The 16,864-nt window shown below is 38.7% G+C and carries 15 protein-coding genes; 6 read left to right on the top strand and 9 right to left on the bottom strand.

Going from position 1 to position 16,864, the window contains the following annotated elements:
* Window positions 1-17 precede the first annotated feature (17 nt).
* The 5 genes from RYX56_RS04625 to RYX56_RS04645 all read right to left on the bottom strand — a co-directional run bounded on the left by RYX56_RS04625 (window position 18) and on the right by RYX56_RS04645 (window position 5,600).
* Window positions 18-1,355: an aspartate aminotransferase family protein gene (locus tag RYX56_RS04625; protein ID WP_317120962.1), complete on the bottom strand. Its 1,338-nt coding sequence runs from the start codon at window positions 1,353-1,355 to the stop codon at window positions 18-20.
* 29 nt (window positions 1,356-1,384) lie between these two features.
* The gene (locus tag RYX56_RS04630) at window positions 1,385-1,657 is read right to left on the bottom strand and encodes a YokU family protein (protein ID WP_317120963.1); all 273 of its coding nucleotides are present in this window, start codon (window positions 1,655-1,657) and stop codon (window positions 1,385-1,387) included.
* A 3-nt stretch (window positions 1,658-1,660) separates the two neighbouring features.
* A complete protein-coding gene (gene kamA / locus RYX56_RS04635; RefSeq protein ID WP_317120964.1) occupies window positions 1,661-3,079 on the bottom strand; it encodes a lysine 2,3-aminomutase in 1,419 nt (472 codons plus the stop codon).
* A 254-nt stretch (window positions 3,080-3,333) separates the two neighbouring features.
* Entirely contained in the window at window positions 3,334-4,176 is an 843-nt protein-coding gene (gene ablB, locus RYX56_RS04640) for a putative beta-lysine N-acetyltransferase (protein ID WP_317120965.1), read from the bottom strand.
* The gene (locus tag RYX56_RS04645; RefSeq protein ID WP_317120966.1) at window positions 4,173-5,600 is read right to left on the bottom strand and encodes a sigma-54 interaction domain-containing protein; all 1,428 of its coding nucleotides are present in this window, start codon (window positions 5,598-5,600) and stop codon (window positions 4,173-4,175) included. The genes ablB and RYX56_RS04645 overlap by 4 nt, the downstream gene beginning before the upstream one ends.
* A gap of 396 nt (window positions 5,601-5,996) precedes the next feature.
* On the opposite strand from RYX56_RS04645, the gene RYX56_RS04650 reads away from it, so the two are divergent.
* Window positions 5,997-7,058: a M14 family zinc carboxypeptidase gene (locus tag RYX56_RS04650; protein WP_317120967.1), complete on the top strand. Its 1,062-nt coding sequence runs from the start codon at window positions 5,997-5,999 to the stop codon at window positions 7,056-7,058.
* A 159-nt stretch (window positions 7,059-7,217) separates the two neighbouring features.
* Here RYX56_RS04650 and wrbA read toward each other — a convergent pair whose 3' ends face one another.
* The 3 genes from wrbA to RYX56_RS04665 form a co-directional block, all read right to left on the bottom strand.
* Window positions 7,218-7,883: an NAD(P)H:quinone oxidoreductase gene (gene wrbA, locus RYX56_RS04655; protein ID WP_317120968.1), complete on the bottom strand. Its 666-nt coding sequence runs from the start codon at window positions 7,881-7,883 to the stop codon at window positions 7,218-7,220.
* 276 nt (window positions 7,884-8,159) lie between these two features.
* The gene (locus RYX56_RS04660; RefSeq protein ID WP_317121307.1) at window positions 8,160-10,085 is read right to left on the bottom strand and encodes an ATP-dependent DNA helicase; all 1,926 of its coding nucleotides are present in this window, start codon (window positions 10,083-10,085) and stop codon (window positions 8,160-8,162) included.
* A gap of 157 nt (window positions 10,086-10,242) precedes the next feature.
* The gene (locus tag RYX56_RS04665; RefSeq protein WP_317120969.1) at window positions 10,243-11,442 is read right to left on the bottom strand and encodes an alanyl-tRNA editing protein; all 1,200 of its coding nucleotides are present in this window, start codon (window positions 11,440-11,442) and stop codon (window positions 10,243-10,245) included.
* Window positions 11,443-11,707: 265 nt separating this feature from the next.
* Here RYX56_RS04665 and RYX56_RS04670 point away from each other — a divergent pair, with 265 nt between their 5' ends.
* Together RYX56_RS04670 and ymzB are read left to right on the top strand one after the other, a co-directional pair.
* Complete coding sequence (locus tag RYX56_RS04670; RefSeq protein WP_317120970.1) at window positions 11,708-12,214, top strand: hypothetical protein; 507 nt, start codon at window positions 11,708-11,710, stop codon at window positions 12,212-12,214.
* Between the two features lie 167 nt (window positions 12,215-12,381).
* Window positions 12,382-12,741, top strand: a complete 360-nt coding sequence (gene ymzB, locus RYX56_RS04675; RefSeq protein WP_317120971.1) for a protein YmzB — start codon at window positions 12,382-12,384, stop codon at window positions 12,739-12,741.
* 96 nt (window positions 12,742-12,837) lie between these two features.
* On the opposite strand, the gene RYX56_RS04680 is transcribed toward ymzB, so the two are convergent.
* Window positions 12,838-13,080: a hypothetical protein gene (locus RYX56_RS04680; RefSeq protein ID WP_317120972.1), complete on the bottom strand. Its 243-nt coding sequence runs from the start codon at window positions 13,078-13,080 to the stop codon at window positions 12,838-12,840.
* Window positions 13,081-13,572: 492 nt separating this feature from the next.
* Here RYX56_RS04680 and proC point away from each other — a divergent pair, with 492 nt between their 5' ends.
* Genes proC through RYX56_RS04695 form a run of 3 tightly spaced genes read left to right on the top strand, consistent with a single transcriptional unit; the run spans window position 13,573 to window position 16,861 of the window.
* Window positions 13,573-14,421 carry a pyrroline-5-carboxylate reductase gene (gene proC, locus RYX56_RS04685; protein ID WP_317120973.1) on the top strand — a complete coding sequence of 283 codons (849 nt, stop codon included), beginning with the start codon at window positions 13,573-13,575 and terminating at the stop codon, window positions 14,419-14,421.
* 17 nt (window positions 14,422-14,438) lie between these two features.
* Window positions 14,439-15,575 carry a glutamate 5-kinase gene (gene proB / locus RYX56_RS04690; protein ID WP_439108453.1) on the top strand — a complete coding sequence of 379 codons (1,137 nt, stop codon included), beginning with the start codon at window positions 14,439-14,441 and terminating at the stop codon, window positions 15,573-15,575.
* 35 nt (window positions 15,576-15,610) lie between these two features.
* Complete coding sequence (locus tag RYX56_RS04695; RefSeq protein WP_317121308.1) at window positions 15,611-16,861, top strand: glutamate-5-semialdehyde dehydrogenase; 1,251 nt, start codon at window positions 15,611-15,613, stop codon at window positions 16,859-16,861.
* The last annotated feature ends 3 nt before the right edge of the window (window positions 16,862-16,864 follow it).

Consider the following 16,864-nt stretch of genomic DNA (forward strand, 5'->3'; position numbering starts at 1 on the left):
TCCTCCCCTCTTTAAAACTAGTTAAGTTCGGCCTGAATCTCCTTTAATGTCTTCTTTAGAAGCTCAACGATCTGATCGACTTCTTCTTTTGTAGAGATGAGAGGCGGAGCGATAATCACAGCATCACCATCCCCTTGAGGTCTTGCTGTAGAGGCCGGGTAAATCAACAAGCCATTCTCTTGCGCTTTTTTCACAAGCTTATTTGTTAAGAAAGTTGGTGAAGGAAATGGATCTTTTGAAGCTCGATTTCGAACAAACTCTATGCCCACCATCATGCCAAGACCCCTCACATCGCCGATAAAGTCAAATTGGTTAAATAACGTTTTCAGTTGTCTTTTCAAGTACGCGCCGTTAGTCTTGGATTTCTGTACGAGACCATGCTTTTTCAAATAATAAAGAACAGCAAGTGCTGTTGCGGCTGATTGCGGGTTGGCACTAAAGGTATGACCACTCATGATGAAGTTTGAACCGTTCTTAATTGGCTCTAGTACAGACTCACTACACATCGTTGCAGCAAGAGGCGTGTATCCTGCACTTAACCCCTTCCCTAGAGCTAAAATATCTGGTTTCACTTTCCAATGATCCATTCCTAGGGCTTCACCTGTACGGCCAAGTCCAGTCATCACCTCATCTGCAATCAATAAAATCTCGTGTTTTTCACAAATTTCTTTTATTCGCTCATAATAGCCACGAGGCGGAACAATCGCGCCTCCCGCTGCACCAATTATTGGTTCAGCAATAAACGCAGCAATATGCTCAGCACCCATTTTTTCAATGACCACATTTAATTCATCAGCGCATTTAAGCTGGCATCCAGGAAAGCTTTCGTTAAATGGGCATCGATAACAGGACGGGGGCGGGGCGACTGGATAGTCATGTAATAATGGAACAAACCGTTCGCGTCTTTTCTTATGACCTGATAAGGAGAGCGCCCCTAACGTGATACCGTGATAACTGGTCCAGCGCGAGATAACTTTGTTCTTTTGATGCTGTCCTTTTTCTTGAAAATGTTGAATAGCGATTTTCATAGCCGTCTCCGTAGCCTCAGAACCACTATTCACAAAAAAGGTATGATAATCTTCATCAGCATCGATCAACTTGTTTAACTCAAAAGCAAGATCTTCAACGGCTTTTGACGTAAATTGTGAACGATAAACAAACGATACTTGATTCGCTTGCTCATTCATCGCCTCAATCACTTCACTTATCCCATGCCCAATGCTTGCAGTAACCGCACCTGAAGAGGCATCGATATAAGCCTTTCCGTCTGTATCATACAAATAGATTCCCTTGCCGTGAGAAATCATTGGATACGCTTCGTTTAATAACGGCTTAATCACATAGGAGCGTTCCATCCATCCCACCCCCTTCTTCTTGTCAGGCATTAAAAACGAAAATAGTTTCGCTTTAGAAGTTTAGGCTCTGCCATTAAAGCTTGATAGGTCATGCATTTAGGAAGAGTTTTTGTATTAATAAGCATAAGATGGTCTTCTAATTCATCGATCAAAGACTCTTCTTGATATAACATCCCACAAATATCACATGTAATCGTTGGTGTTTCTGTAATTTCAATTGCTCGCGTACCATCTGGCAATTCCCAATAAACAGTCGATTGTGATATCCGGGCACTCTCCTCCTCGCACCATTGACATTGCATAATTTAAGCCTCCTTTTCGTTCTCTTCCTCTTTCACCGTGTTCTTTTTTAATTCGGCTTGGTATTTCTTTTCTTTTAGTTGATCGCGTTTTTCTCGTTTATCTTTTAACGTACTGTGTTCTCCGGTGGATTGATAGTTTTCACGACGCTTATGACGTTCTAGTGTTTTTGGGGTTAAGGTTGATTGATTATCATTTAATAATGCAGCAATCCCTACATTAGTGTGCTTTTTCGCTGTATCTGGATAGATACTGTTAAAGTAATCATCTGCACGTCCGGCCTCATACTTCTCTGGCTCAGGATATGTTGTAATCACCCCTTCAAAATTTCTAAGGACGACTTTATCTGGACTTTGAGAAATCATATAGTTCGGTTGAAGCGTAATTTTTCCACCGCCATGTGGGGCATCAACGACGAAGGTTGGCACACTGTAGCCAGATGTATGTCCTCTAAGACCTTCGATGATTTCAAGTCCTTTTGAAACAGGTGCTCTGAAATGCCCGATTCCTTCAGAGAGATCACATTGATAAATGTAATACGGACGAACTCGAATTTTGACGAGATCTTGGCACAGCTTTTTCATAATCGGTACACTATCATTAATCCCAGCTAAAATAACTGCTTGGTTACCGACCGGAACGCCCGAGTTTACAAGCATTTCACAGGCTTTCTTTGATTCTTCTGTGATCTCAATTGACGTATTGAAATGGGTATTTAACCATACGGGATGATACTTCTTTAAAATATTGCACAAATTTTCAGTTATTCGTTGCGGGAATACGACCGGTGCCCGAGTTCCAATTCGAATGATCTCTACATGAGGAATCTCACGTAAGTTCTTTAATATATATTCAAGAATGGTGTCATTAATTAATAAACCATCACCACCGGAGATTAAAACATCACGAACTTCAGGTGTCTCGCGAATGTAGGCAATCGCACCATCTAATTGTTTTTTCGGTACACCCATCCCTATTTGTCCAGAAAACCGTCTTCTTGTACAGTAACGACAATACATCGAGCATTGATTCGTCACGAGAAACAACACACGGTCAGGATAACGATGCGTCAACCCTGGTACTGGAGAATCTTCATCTTCCTCTAATGGATCTTCCATGTCATATATCGTTTTATGAATTTCTTCCCCTACTGGAACAGATTGCATTCGAATTGGACATCTCGGATCATCTGGATTCATTAATGCTGCATAATAGGGTGTTATATTTAACGGAATCGTTTTCGTCGATATCCGAACACCTTCCTCTTCTTCCGGTGTAAGGTTAATCACTTCTTTCAAGTCATCAAGTGTTCGTATGGTATTGGTGAGTTGCCAAATCCAATCGTTCCATTGTTCCTCTTTTACATCACTCCATAAACTAATCTCGCTCCAATGACGATCTGGCTTGTATAAATCATTCCACATATGATCTCCCCCTTTTGCTACTCACTAGTATTAAAAGCAAGGAACGTGCCAAATGTGCATAATGAGAAAATATTTTCTATATAGGCTGATAGAATAAGGGTTTAATCAATTAATACTTAGCATCATCCATTCGATGCTCAAATGACATTAATGCTATTAATGCCAATAATTCGGCACAACTCTCATCAAACAACAGAAAAGAGCTGCCGAATAATTAGCAAGCGACTAATTATTCGGCAGCTCGTATTCATTCATTATTTAGATAAGTCTTTTACCCACACATTCATATCTTCAAGGTCTTCAAAGATATAGCAATTATTCGTTAGCCTTCCTCCGTAAGAGTAGCCTAATTGGTAAAAGGCATCATTCATACCGAACGACCTTGCTCTTGCTAAAGAAAAGGCACAGTAAAAACCCATTGATAGGAGTTCTTCTTCCAGTTTGATTAATAGATGTTTCATTAATCCATGTGAGCGATGTTCCGGCAAGGTCGCACAATCAGTCAGTTCTGCATGATGAAGGAGTTTATTTAAATCAGCAGAAGCTGAACTAACAACCTCTCCCTCATATTCGGTCACACAAAAAACATTTCCACTTTCAATTATTTTCCGAATGTATTTGACCTCATTCATTGGTGTTGGATAAACAGGGAATACAGCTTTATAAAGGTGAGCTAGTGCTTCTGCATCATCAACCGTTGCCTTTCTCATCTGGTATTGCAAAGGAAGATCTCGCTTAATTGGCTTAATATGCTTTCGTTGCACATTTTGCAAAATTTCTTGTTCCACACTCCAATGAGAACTTGTTCTGCGCTCATCGTTATAATAGTACGACATCACAAATCCATCACTACCATTGAAAAATCCTCGTAAATGTCCCTCTAGTTCAAAGCCTTGCTTCATTAACTCTTCCCACTGACTTGAGCGTGCTTGAACAATGACTTTTTCATACATACTTGCAGAAACTGTTTCGTGTAAATACATGACAAGATCCATTACATTGCCACGAAATGATTCGACCCGTACTCTCTTATTAAAATCATCTAATACTAATTCAAGAGAAAAGGATGGTTTTTTTATCGTTGAATGATTACTCATATAACTGAACACTCCTCAATCGTTATTTTTAATTTAGAAAGCTTGTACTGAAGAGTTTGTCTTGGAATGTCTAGTAATTTTGCTGCGTGCATCACATTTCCTTTTGATTCTCGGATCGCTTCTTTTATTAATGCTCTTTCAGTATATTCAAGTGTCTCACGTAATGATAGGCGTTTCTTTTGTGATTGAATGAGAGAATGTGGAATAGTAGATTGTTTTTCTACTTTCAAATAAGTAGGGAGATGCTCCAACGTAATGGTATCTCCGTCAGTCATCATTACAGCATATTCAATAGCATGTTCAAGCTCACGGATATTACCAGGCCATGAATATTCTTTTAAATGTTCAATGACGTCATCCTCCACCTTCATGACTAATATATGAAATTTATAATTGAACTTCTTTCTAAAATGTTCGATCAATAGCGGGATATCGCCCCGTCTTTCGCGTAAAGGTGGGATTTCGATAAAACATACATTTAAGCGGTAGTATAAATCGCGTCTTAAAACCCCTTTTTCCATGCATTGGATTGGATGTTCATTTAATGCAACAATGATTCGCACGTCTGTGTGATAGCTCTCTGCTCCGCCAAGTCTCCTGATCATTCCATCTTCAAGAACACGGAGCAGCTTACTTTGAAAATCAAGAGGCATCGTATTTAATTCATCTAAAAATAACGTTCCACCGTGAGCCAATTCAATTAACCCTGCACGATCGACTGCACCTGTGTAGGACCCTTTTTTTGTGCCAAATAGCATACTCTCTAATAAAGTTGAAGGAAGAGATGCACAATTTTGAGCAATCAATGATTCCTTTCTGCGATTAGAGTGCTGATGAATCGCGTGCACAAATAATTCTTTTCCCGTACCAGTTTCCCCGAATACCATAATTGGAGATGAAGTAGTGGCCGCTTTTTGTGCCAAATTTATCATCTCAATCATTTTAGGATCTTCTGTAATAATGTCATCCCATTTAAACGTCGCTCCAGAAGATGCAACAGGTTTGGTTTGTTTATGAACGGAGGATTGAAGGTCAATTAGCTTTTGAGATAGCTGCTTTACTGTGGATAGATCCTTCGCAACCTCTACCGCTCCAATTAATGTGTCGCCTGAATAGATAGGGACGGTCGTATTAACCGTGTCGATTAATTGACCTCGGATATTCGTAAAGGATTGATGCTGTTGATAGATAGGGGTTCCATTTTTGATTACTTTTAGCAAGGTACTATTCTCTTTATTTAGAGAGGGAAAAACGTCTAAAACATGTTTTCCTAGGGCATCATCAATCGAGATTCCATCATTTTTAGCGGCTACTTTATTGTAGAAAATTGTGATTCCATTTGCATCTACGACGTGGATCGCTTCATCTATACTTTCAATAATCGACTCAAACAGCTCTTGGCGTTTCATCGGCTCATTAAACATCTCTTCACCACACTCTCTCTATCATTCTTTACCTCTATACATTCCTGAAAAAATCGAGAAATCCTTTTTTTCTCTATCCATATGAAGAAAAGCTCTCACGAATGCTGGTCTTTACAAAGCACTTGTAGGTCTTTTTTATTAATATAATCTATTAAAATGATTATTATTCCAGTGATATATTAGCACACTTATACATTAGGTACTTTCAACCTATATTCTTCGTTATTTCGGATCGAACTACCCTAAACATCCTCCTTCATTTAGTTCATTCCTCCTTTTTATTTCGTGTCTCAAAACAGTCTTTCTTCCTTATTAACAGATTATTCTTTTTACTTTAATATTAGAGTATAGTTATTTTCTTGAAAGAGAACCACAATTACCTAAAGGAGGAATTTGATGAAGAAGATTACGAAGACAATGCTCGCTTTATCCTTATCAGGTGTTATGACTTTTGGAGCACTAGCAACAACGGGGTTATCAGTTGGTGCTGTGGGGAACGGACCTAATTACAATGGGAACGAATCGATTCAAACTTCTATCCTTACTACATATGAAGAACTAGTAGATTACCTTGAAAAGCAAGAAGCAAGACAACAAGCCTTAGAGCTTGAAGTCATTGGTGAAACGGTTAAAGGCCGTGACATTTACATGGCAAAGTACATTTCAGATGAGTCTAATCCAACGATTCTCTTCCTTACTCAGCAACATGGAAATGAACAGTTGACAACAGAAGGAGCAATGGAGTTTATTAAACATCTTGGTACAGGGAAATCGAAATCTGTCTTAGATAACGTAAATATCCTCGTGATCCCTATGTTAAATGCTGATGGCGCGATGGGTGATGTCAATTTTTCAACGGATGACTACATTGCAAGTGGTGATCGTCACCTTACTCGTACAAATGCAAATAACGTTGACCTTAATCGCGAGCATAATAAACCGATTGAAGACATGGAGCCTGAAGCTCGTGCCCTTTATGAAAATGTATTTGAAAAATACGAGATTGACTATTTAATTGATCTTCATCATCAAGGAACACAAAGTGAACGTGATGGGAAGTTGGTATCTGGATCGATTCTTTACCCAACAAACCCTAATGTCGATCCTACGATTGTAGAAGATTCAAAAAAACTTGGAGCTGTTGTTTTCCACGAAATCGAATCGAAAGGCTGGGGACACCTTGGAAAGTATAATGGTGGTGCTGGAGACAACATTGGTAGAAACGGTATTGCCCTTCGTTACGATATCGCAACTCTGCTTTTTGAAATGCGCGGAATGAGTGACCACACGAATCCAACCGCTATTTTAGGTCAAAAAAGCAACGGCTATCTTATTAGACAAACCGTTAACACACTTGACTCCACTGTAAAAGCGATTGCTGATGGTTCCATTGATACAGTTGATACGAGCTTCTGGGATACACTCCCATTCCAAACAACTAGACAAAATGAAGAATAAAATACTGAATTTACAGGACAATCAACTTATGTTGGTTGTCTTTTTTTAGTTTCTTATTTGTTGTTATTTTTTCGAAAATAAATTAAATACGGTAAGTGAAATTAATTATTAACAACTAAAAAAGGCCAGAGTCATGATCCTCTGACCTTCTAAAATGACTTATTCGTTCCCTCTTTTAATTAATGAAGCAATGTCGATCGTACGTTTTGCTTGGTGTTTTACCGCTTCTTCAACGTTTTCTTGCATCTTACCTTCTTGATCCACTGTTACACTCGTTCCATATGGGTTTCCACCTGAAGTGAATGTAACTGGATCTGTGTAACCTGGGGAAGCAATAATGGTACCCCAGTGATGCATTGTAGTATAAAGAGCTAAGATCGTTGCTTCTTGCCCACCATGGGCATTTGAAGCAGAACTCATTGCACTTGCAACTTTATTAACAAGCTTCCCGTTAAACCAAAGCCCACCTGTTGTATCGAGGAATTGTTTTACTTGGCCTGGAATGTTACCAAAACGAGTTGGTACACTGAAAATAAAGGCATCAGCCCACTCAAGATCATCAAGTGTTACTTCAGGAACATCTTTCGTGTCTTCAACATGAGCCTTCCAAGCTGGGTTTGAATCAATCGCTGCTTGTGGTGCAAGTTCAGGAATCTTCAATACTTTAACTTCAGCACCAGATGCCTTTGCGCCTTCTTCTGCCCACTTTGCTAATGTGTAATTTGTACCTGTTGAACTGTAATAGATGATAGCTACTTTTACGTTTGACATGGTATCATTCTCCTTTTGTGTTGGTTTTCCAAATAATTTTTCTAAAAATCCCATTTTTCTCACCCCAGTGATTGTCATTTCGTTACGTTTCAAACTGAGACAAGCATACTTCGTCTTACTTTTTCCTTATCTCTTAAACTTATTCATTATCTTAAATCCAAGATATACAGGCAAAAAAATATCTTAACTTATTTTTAAATTTAAGATATCACCTTTAAAAATTGGTCTTTTCTAGCCGTTTTTATCTTGAATTTAAGATAATCATAATGCACATTCTATGCACTGTCAACTCTTTGTGAAAAAAAGCCACGCAATTTGCGTGGCCCTCGTTTATTTCCAATCAATTGAAACCGGTAACACCTGCTGAATATTGGCTTTATGCATTTCTTTTTCCTGCTGAGTTAGCCATAGTTGCACAATACCCTTGTCTTCACTACTACGTATTAATCGGCCAATCCCTTGGCGCAGTCTTAGTAACATATAAGGCGCATCAATTTCTTCTAACGGATTTGAGGCATGCATTCGTTTCGCTTTGAAGACTGGATCTTGTGGCGGAAACGGTAACGATGAAATGAGCACTTGAGTTAACGAAGTTCCTGGGACATCTAACCCTTCCCATAAATGATAGGAACATAAAACGGCTGTTTCATTATGTTGGAACTCTTTCACCGCTTCACTAATTTCCCCGTCCCCTTCATAGATCATTGGGAATGAGAAGCTATGGCTATTTGACCATGATCTAAAACGATTCATTTCTTCAACGGATGAGAATAAGATCAGTGAACGTCCTCCATTAACTTGAAGCGCCTCAGCAAACTGGCTCCATTTCTGTTCCTCACTTTGATCGACATGACCGATAATCTTCATTTGCTTATCATAATCAAATGGAGATTCGACTGAGAAAGATAGGGCTTCCTCAATCCCTAAACTGTTTGACATGTATGAGAAATCTTTGTTTCTTGATAACGTTGCGGATGAGAAGATAAATGGAATAGATTGCGAGAACACTTCTTTTTTCAAAATATCTTCTACAAGCCTAGGCATAATGACAAATGACGTTTCGGATGCATTTTCTTCAAGCCAGAAAATCCCTTCATCTTCTTTTAGCAGGATAGCTAGTCCATAAGAGAAAAACTCAAGGTACTCCTCGATCATTTTAACGTGATAATCTTCTAGTACAAATAATTCAGAATCAAAAACTAGTTGTTCAAGGATGATCTGCACTTGCTTATCCATTTTCTTAGCCAGTAGTTGCATTTCTTTTGTACGAGGGACTTCACGTCTTTGCGATCCCTCCACTTGTACCGCTGTATCTCGAAGAATATCAAACCACTCATCATGTAGAGAGAGCAATTCTTCAATTGCATAAAGAGATTCTTCTCGCACATCTTGGTTCATATAACCAGTCAAAACCGTCGTTAATGTCTCTGAGTGAAAACGATAGGTTAATGCTTTTTGTGCAGCAAACTCCAGTAAGTGCCCTTCATCAAAGACAACACAACTTGCCTCTGGTAAAAGAGGTAATTGCCCTTCACGTTTTCTTGATTCTTTTGTCCAGACATGCTCCATATAAAAATCATGAGAACAAATGATTAAGTCTCCTGCATGTCGGTAATAGTCGCGATTCAGTGTTTGACCACAACGATGGCGCCAATCACAGGTCGAGCATTGCTGTAGCGGATCCCAAGCAATCTGCTCCCACTTTTCATTAGGTACCCACGGGTATTCTTTACGGTCTCCGTAGCTTTTAAACGAATTCATCGACGTTGCGTTATCATAGACGAAGTTAGGAATTTCATCGTGAACACGTAAAATATCTTCATCATCCGTTTTATTTGATAACGGATCTAGCTTTTTCATACAAACATATTGCTCGCGTGCCTTGGCGAGTCTTACATCTACTTGAAGGCCTAATGCTTTTTGAAGCTTTTCAATGTCTCCGCCCTCTTTAACCAGTTGCTCAATTAACGTTTCATCGGCACAGGAAATAATCGCTGGTTTACGCATGTAGCGTGCGTAACAAATGGCATAAAGCAAATAAACAAATGTTTTACCTGTTCCTACCCCAGCTTCGGCATAAATCGTTTTCTTCTGCTTGAACGCTTGCTCGACTTGGAATGCCATAAAAATTTGCTCATCACGCAGCTCATAGCCTTTATCTGGTAAGATGTCATAAAAAACATCCCCTACATAATCTCCTAATTGATCAAAGAAATTTTCGGTTTTTGATATCGTAAATGGTAATGTTCTAATCAATTCTTTATCTCCTCTATTAACAATTTCCACTTGCTTAAATTCTTCGCGTAAAAATCCACTCTCTATCATAGCAGAACGTACCTTCTTATGCGATAGTAAATAATCTCTTTACTTCTGAAACAAGAAAAAGACTACGACATTCGCAGTCTTCTCCTTCTTACATGATCCTTCTTTTTATACGTTCAACTAAATATTCGACGGACCCATTCTTTTTTCCTCCACCTTGCGCAAGCGTTTGATTTCCCCCACCTCGACCATCGATTTCAGTTAATAATTCTTTTAATAAAACGCTGGCATTCATGTCCTCTAGTTCTTGTCCACAAGCTAGGACGAGTTGCCGTTTATCAGCTGATTCAGATACTAAAAAGACGATGCCATTTCCCTTTTTGTCCACAATCATTCGTGCCAACTGCTGCATGTCTTTAATCGGACGGTCCTGAAAACTTTGAAAAACGAAAGGTTTGTTGCTCACTGTTTCACTAAGATTGGTTAATTCACTAGCTTCATATGTTAATAGCTCTTGTTTTAATTCTACATTTTCTTTGTCAGTTCTCTGTTGTCTTGAAAGCAAGTTTGTGGCAGCGTGAGGTAACTTCTCCATTGGTGCATGTAATACTTGAGCTAACTGTTTTAACACTTCATTTTGTTTATTGAAAAGCTCTACAATCCGATTCCCACAAACAAAACTCACACGGATATTCTTACGCTGCTTTTCCCAGCCAATAATCGAGATGCCTTGAACTTCTAACGTTTGTTTCGGATGTGTACCACCGCAACCGTTATAATCGAAGTCAGGTATGATCACAAGCCTGATATCACCACTTACAGAAAGTTTTTTTCGTAAAGGATAAGAAGCGGCCTCCTCTTCACTCACCCATTTTGTTTCGATACCCCTGTTCTCAGCAATAATTTGATTAGCTAACTCCACTGCTTGATCTGCTTTTTCTTTCGTTAGCTCGTCAATCGCTAAATCAATGGTGACTTCATCAGTACCTAAATGAAACCCTACTGTTTCATATCCGAATAACTCTGCAAAAGCTGCTGAAAGAATATGTTGACCAGTATGCTGCTGCATATGATCAAACCTTCTAGACCAATTGATCTCGCCACTAATCGTATGTACATCTCGAGGAAGCGCCCCTTCAAGATAATGCCGTATTTCCCCTTCCACTTCTTCAACTTGGGTAATCGTTTGATTATTTAATAGACCGGTATCACTTGGCTGTCCCCCACCAGTTGGGTAAAACACGGTTTGATCAAGCACGATATATACACCCTGCTCATCTTGATCTTGTTTTAAAACAGACGCTTCAAATGTCTTCGTATAGGCTGATTGATAATAAAGTTTTGTTGTCATACTGATGTCCCTTCTTTCTTGTATTTCCGAAAAGATATCATGAATTTCCCGGGGAAGCGCATAATTCGACGAGAACGGACGACATCTGCTGTCGATTGTCTAAATGTGTTAGATAGGGCTGCAATCTAGCAGTGATAGGCACATTATAACGTTAATTAGCCTGTTTTTACTTGTACTAGCCACTCACCCATACCATTTTACCCCACTCACATAGAGTATAGTAACCCTAATGAAAAGGGAATTCACTATAATAGGAGGAAATAAAATGAGTTATTTTAGAACGCAATCTGTGTCTCACTGTGGATGTGGGCCAGTTGAAGAAAAACGTTCGTTTAAGAAACCTGCGAAGGAGAAGAAAGAGAAGACAAAATGTGAAGGGTGTTTCTGTCACTTTGCAAAGAAATTCGGAATGGCAAGTTTTAGTAGTGTCACAATTCGCGATACTGAGTATACAACTGAAATAACCATCCCTAACATCGTAGCTCACATCTTAGGCAATAAAGTGTTAGTAAGTAACATCCAGCTTGTCGGATGTCCTAAGAAAAATTGCTGTGTAACTTTACAATTTACACCACTTACATTGGCTGAGATTCTAGCAGCGCTTGGCCTCGCAGACGTAGCGGCATTATTAGCGCTATTACTAGCTCTATTACCTGACCTTACTGAAGCTTTATTAACGGCAATATTCGGTGGAGCCCCGTTCTTTAGAGTTGTTGACTGTGAAAAGGTAAGCAGCTTTGCTCCGACTGGTAATGGAATGATGATGTTCTAAAAGAATATCTTTCTTAGAGTGACTCAGTCTTGGATGAGTCACTTTTTTTCCTTTTCAGCAAATTACAGGGTAGTGTTTAAATTCTTCACCTTAACGAATTAATCATAAAAAGTACTAAAGAAAATCATACTAAGGGTTATAAATCTTATTGTGGAGGCTGATTACTAATGAGTACTATGATTGACCAATTTTCTTCTTGGCTGGATAAGCAAAAAGGAAATACCCTTTCTATTCAAAAAGGTGAACACGAAACTGGTATGAAGGAGGTAATGGATATTGACCTCGTTTCTATCCAACTTGATTCTGTTTCACTAAGAGAGTCTGAGCAAGCTTCGATCGACGATTACATTCCTAATAAAGAAATTATTTTACACGGTACTGGACAAGTTCATGGTGATGAAAAAGATAGTCCTTTACCAGAAGATTGTTTTGAAATTCCGGTTGATGATTCTTTTCAATTCCAAGGAGAAGGAAAAGACGTTCAAGTACATACCGATAAAGCGATTTATCGTATTTCTTCTCAGTAAACAAATTAACTGAGAGCTTCTATTCAAGGGTTCCTTCGCACTTCGTTTATAAAAAGCAAAAAGTTTGAAGCCAATAGCTTCAAACTTTTTTACTGATTACTTTTCATCTTCATCTAGTAAGGATTCATCTGTCTCAGAAATGGTTGCACTTTGACAAGCTATGCAATCATTAAAACATTGATTAAACTGAAACGGATAAAGTGTGCTGCACACATTTGAACAATAATTTGAGCAGCTTCCTCGTGTCCCCCCTTCATTATTCGGACGATACAAACCAGGAAGATTTATTCTGCTTAATGCGTCCAAAATCTCTCTAATATTTTTTTGTTTATTTCGCATTTTCTCACCCCCTTGATATAAAGTATGTTTGAATAAATTCAAGGATAAGACTGATGTACATGCATCAATAAAAAAGGGCATTGTTTTTTAGTATTTATTCAATCAAGCTCCTCGTTTCATCATATTGGATAATTCTAAAGGTTGACTAAACACAACTGTTTTTTACCACATACAATATCCGTCCTCCATTACACCATTCCATCCTTCTTCCTCTTGAAATTTCAGGGTTTCTACACATCACTTTCACTTTTACATAAATCTGGAATGAGAAATGGATCATTCTTTACCTTTTTTAAGTATTTTTAAAAAGAGTATGTATTAAGGAGTGCTATGCATGTTACAGACCCCCTCATAGTCTCTTATTCCATTAAATAAGGTTCTATCAGGGTTGAAACCAACCTCTTTATCCTATAGCATTATTACTTGTGAGATTCATTAGAGGAAAACGGATAAGCAAGATTGGTTCTATAAAAATCATTAGGAGATGATAGAGTGCTACAACAAAAAAAGATCGCTTTTATTGGAGCCGGAAATATGGCAGAAGCTATTTTTTCAGGATTAATTCATCAAGAGAAAGTAGCTGCCGAGCAGATTCATGTCACGAACCGCTCTAATTATGATCGACTTAATCACCTACGTGAGAAGTATGGTGTACAAGTGAGCACTAGTAAGGAAGAAGTTTTACAAAATGCAGATATCGTTATTCTTGCGATGAAACCGATTGGAGTGAAGGATGCAGTTAATGATATTCGACCGTTAACTTCTAAAAACCAACTATTTCTATCGGTTCTTGCTGGAATTACGACTGAATATATATCAAATTTACTCGGTCATAGCGCACCCGTTGTACGAGTGATGCCAAACACTTCAGCTGCTGTTGGCTCTTCAGCAACCATGATCGCAGCGGGCGACAATGCAAATGAGGAAGATATGGAGATGACTTCATCCTTATTTGAAGCTGTTGGGATGGTTAAACAAGTACCTGAACATGATGTTGATAGCCTTACTGCTATTGCAGGTAGTGGTCCTGCATTTATGTATTATTTAGTTGAAGGCATGTATGAATCATTAGAGGAGCTAAATTTAGATAAAGACTTAGGAAAAGAAGTCATAATTCAAATGATGCAAGGTGCGATTGATTTGATGAAATCAACAGATCAGTCCCCTCGCGAATTATATTTAAATGTGAAAAGCCCTGGTGGTACAACAGAAGCTGGTTTAAATGTACTTGAAGATAACGATTATCAAGACATTATGATTGAATGTATTAAAGGAGCAGCAAAACGCTCACGTGACATTACGAAAGAATTATCAACACTACCTGAGAAAACACTAAGCTAATTTTTATAAATATTGGAGTGAATAAATTGGTAGACAAAAAACGCATCGTAGTAAAAATCGGAAGTAGTTCATTAACAAGTCGTAATGGAGAAATTAGCTTACGCAAACTAGCACGTCTCGTTGATGAAATTGCTCTTATTAAAGAAGAAGGGCATGAAGTCGTATTAGTATCCTCTGGAGCGGTCGCAGCAGGCTACCGTAAACTTGGCTTTATTGAGCGACCGACTGAACTTGCCGAAAAACAAGCAGCAGCATCCATCGGACAATGCCAATTAATGGAGGCTTACTCTGAGAGATTTCATTCTCATGGATACACAGCTTCTCAAATTCTCATCACGCGTAGTGATTTTTCTGACCAAAAAAGATACATGAATGCACGTAATACGATTCAAGTTTTACTTGAACGAGGCGTTGTACCCATCGTGAACGAGAATGATACGATCACCATTAAACAACTAAAATTTGGCGATAATGACACGCTGTCCGCTAAAGTAGCTGGACTTGTTGAAGCAGATGAATTATTTATTTTATCAGATATTGATGGGCTTTATGATGATAATCCTAATACAAATCCCGATGCTAAACTTTTAGAAGTAGTCAAAGAGATCACTCCAGAGATTGAAGCTGCGGCTGGTGATTCTGGCAGTGACGTTGGAACAGGAGGCATGAGCTCTAAAATAGAAGCTGTAAAGATTTCATTAGCTGCAGGGATTGAAACGTTTATAGGTGATGCCAACAAGTCTAATATTCTTTATGATGCGGTGAACCATCAAGCAAGAGGGACGTATTTTAAGGCAAATGATGAACTTGATGGTCTCGATGTTAGACAACATTGGATCGCGTTCAATTCAGGTGCAAAAGGCGAAGTCATTATTGATGATGGTGCACGAGTAGCCATTACACAAGAACAAAGTCACCTCCTCCCACAAGGAGTGCGTGAAGTAAATGGAGGTTTTGATTGTGGGGATGTTGTTGTGATTCGTCATATGAACGGTGAAGAAGTTGGACGCGGAGTTATTAATTACTCTGCTGATCAGCTTCGTAAAATTAGAAGACTTAAGTTAACTGAAATTCCTGATGACATTAAGGTGACTGATAGTGAAGCGATTAAGCAAGAAGAATTTGTATGTCTCACAAATGTAATGGCTAACTAATTTCAAGGGAGAGGATACGTTTGAGTAACACGACAATGACTGAGATTAATGTTGCAGAACAAGCGAAAAAGGCCCAGAAAGCGAGTAAACCTTTAAGTGTTTTATCGACGAAGGAAAAAAATGAAGCATTATTGATAATTGCTGAAGAGCTAGAACAAAATTACGCTTTTATATTGGAAGAAAATGAAAAGGATCTCGCATTAGGTAGAGAGAAAGAATACGATCAAGCCTATATGGACCGTCTTCTTCTCACGAAAGAGCGTGTCTTTGAGTTTGCTAATGGGTTAAAAGAGCTTGTGAAATTAGATGACCCAGTTGGAGAAGTTGTAACGGAATGGACACTAGATAATGGATTACATGTAAAAAACCAGCGTGTCCCTCTTGGTGTGATTGGTATGATTTATGAAGCAAGACCAAATGTGACAGTTGATGCTACAGGAATTGCTTTAAAATCGGGTAATGCAATCATTTTAAAAGGTGGTTCTTCTGCCCTTCATTCAAACAAAGCGATTATTTCCATCATTCATCAAGCTCTTGAGAAAACAAGCATCTCAGTTGAGGCAGTACAATTTATCGCAAGTACTGATCGTGAAGCTACAGAGCAGCTATTTACATTGAAGCAATATATTGATGTGCTTATCCCTCGTGGTGGTGGCTCATTAATTGAAACCGTTGTTCGTAAAGCAACGATTCCAGTGCTTGAGACTGGTGTTGGAAATGTACACATGTATGTAGATAAACATGCTGACTTAGAAAAAGCACTAGCTATTATTACGAATGCGAAAACAGATCGTCCTGCAGTATGTAATGCACTAGAAACGGTTTTAATTCATAAAGAATGGTTTGCAAAGAACAAAGACACTTTGATTTCGATATTCAAAGAGTTTGGTATTACCGTTCATGGCGATCAAGAAGTCGTCCAAGCTGTTCCTGGTGCCATCGAAGCCTCTGAAAAAGATTGGGCTGAGGAATATTTAAGTCTCGATCTTGCTATAAAGTTAGTTGATGATGTGGATGAAGCCATTAACCATATTGAACAATACGGTACAAAGCATTCTGAGGCCATTATCACTGAGGATGCACAAGTAGCAGAGCAATTCTTGAATCAAGTAGATGCAGCAGCCGTTTACCATAACGCTTCAACTCGATTTACAGATGGTAGTGCATTAGGATATGGTGCTGAGATTGGAATCTCCACTCAAAAGCTACACGCTCGTGGGCCAATGGGCTTACCAGCACTAACGACGACAAAGTTGAAAATTTCAGGTACAGGTCAAGTAAGATAAATA

Origin of the sequence: Alkalihalophilus lindianensis, from assembly GCF_032843265.1 — a bacterium.
In the GTDB taxonomy this organism is placed as follows: domain Bacteria; phylum Bacillota; class Bacilli; order Bacillales; family Bacillaceae_D; genus Alkalihalophilus; species Alkalihalophilus lindianensis.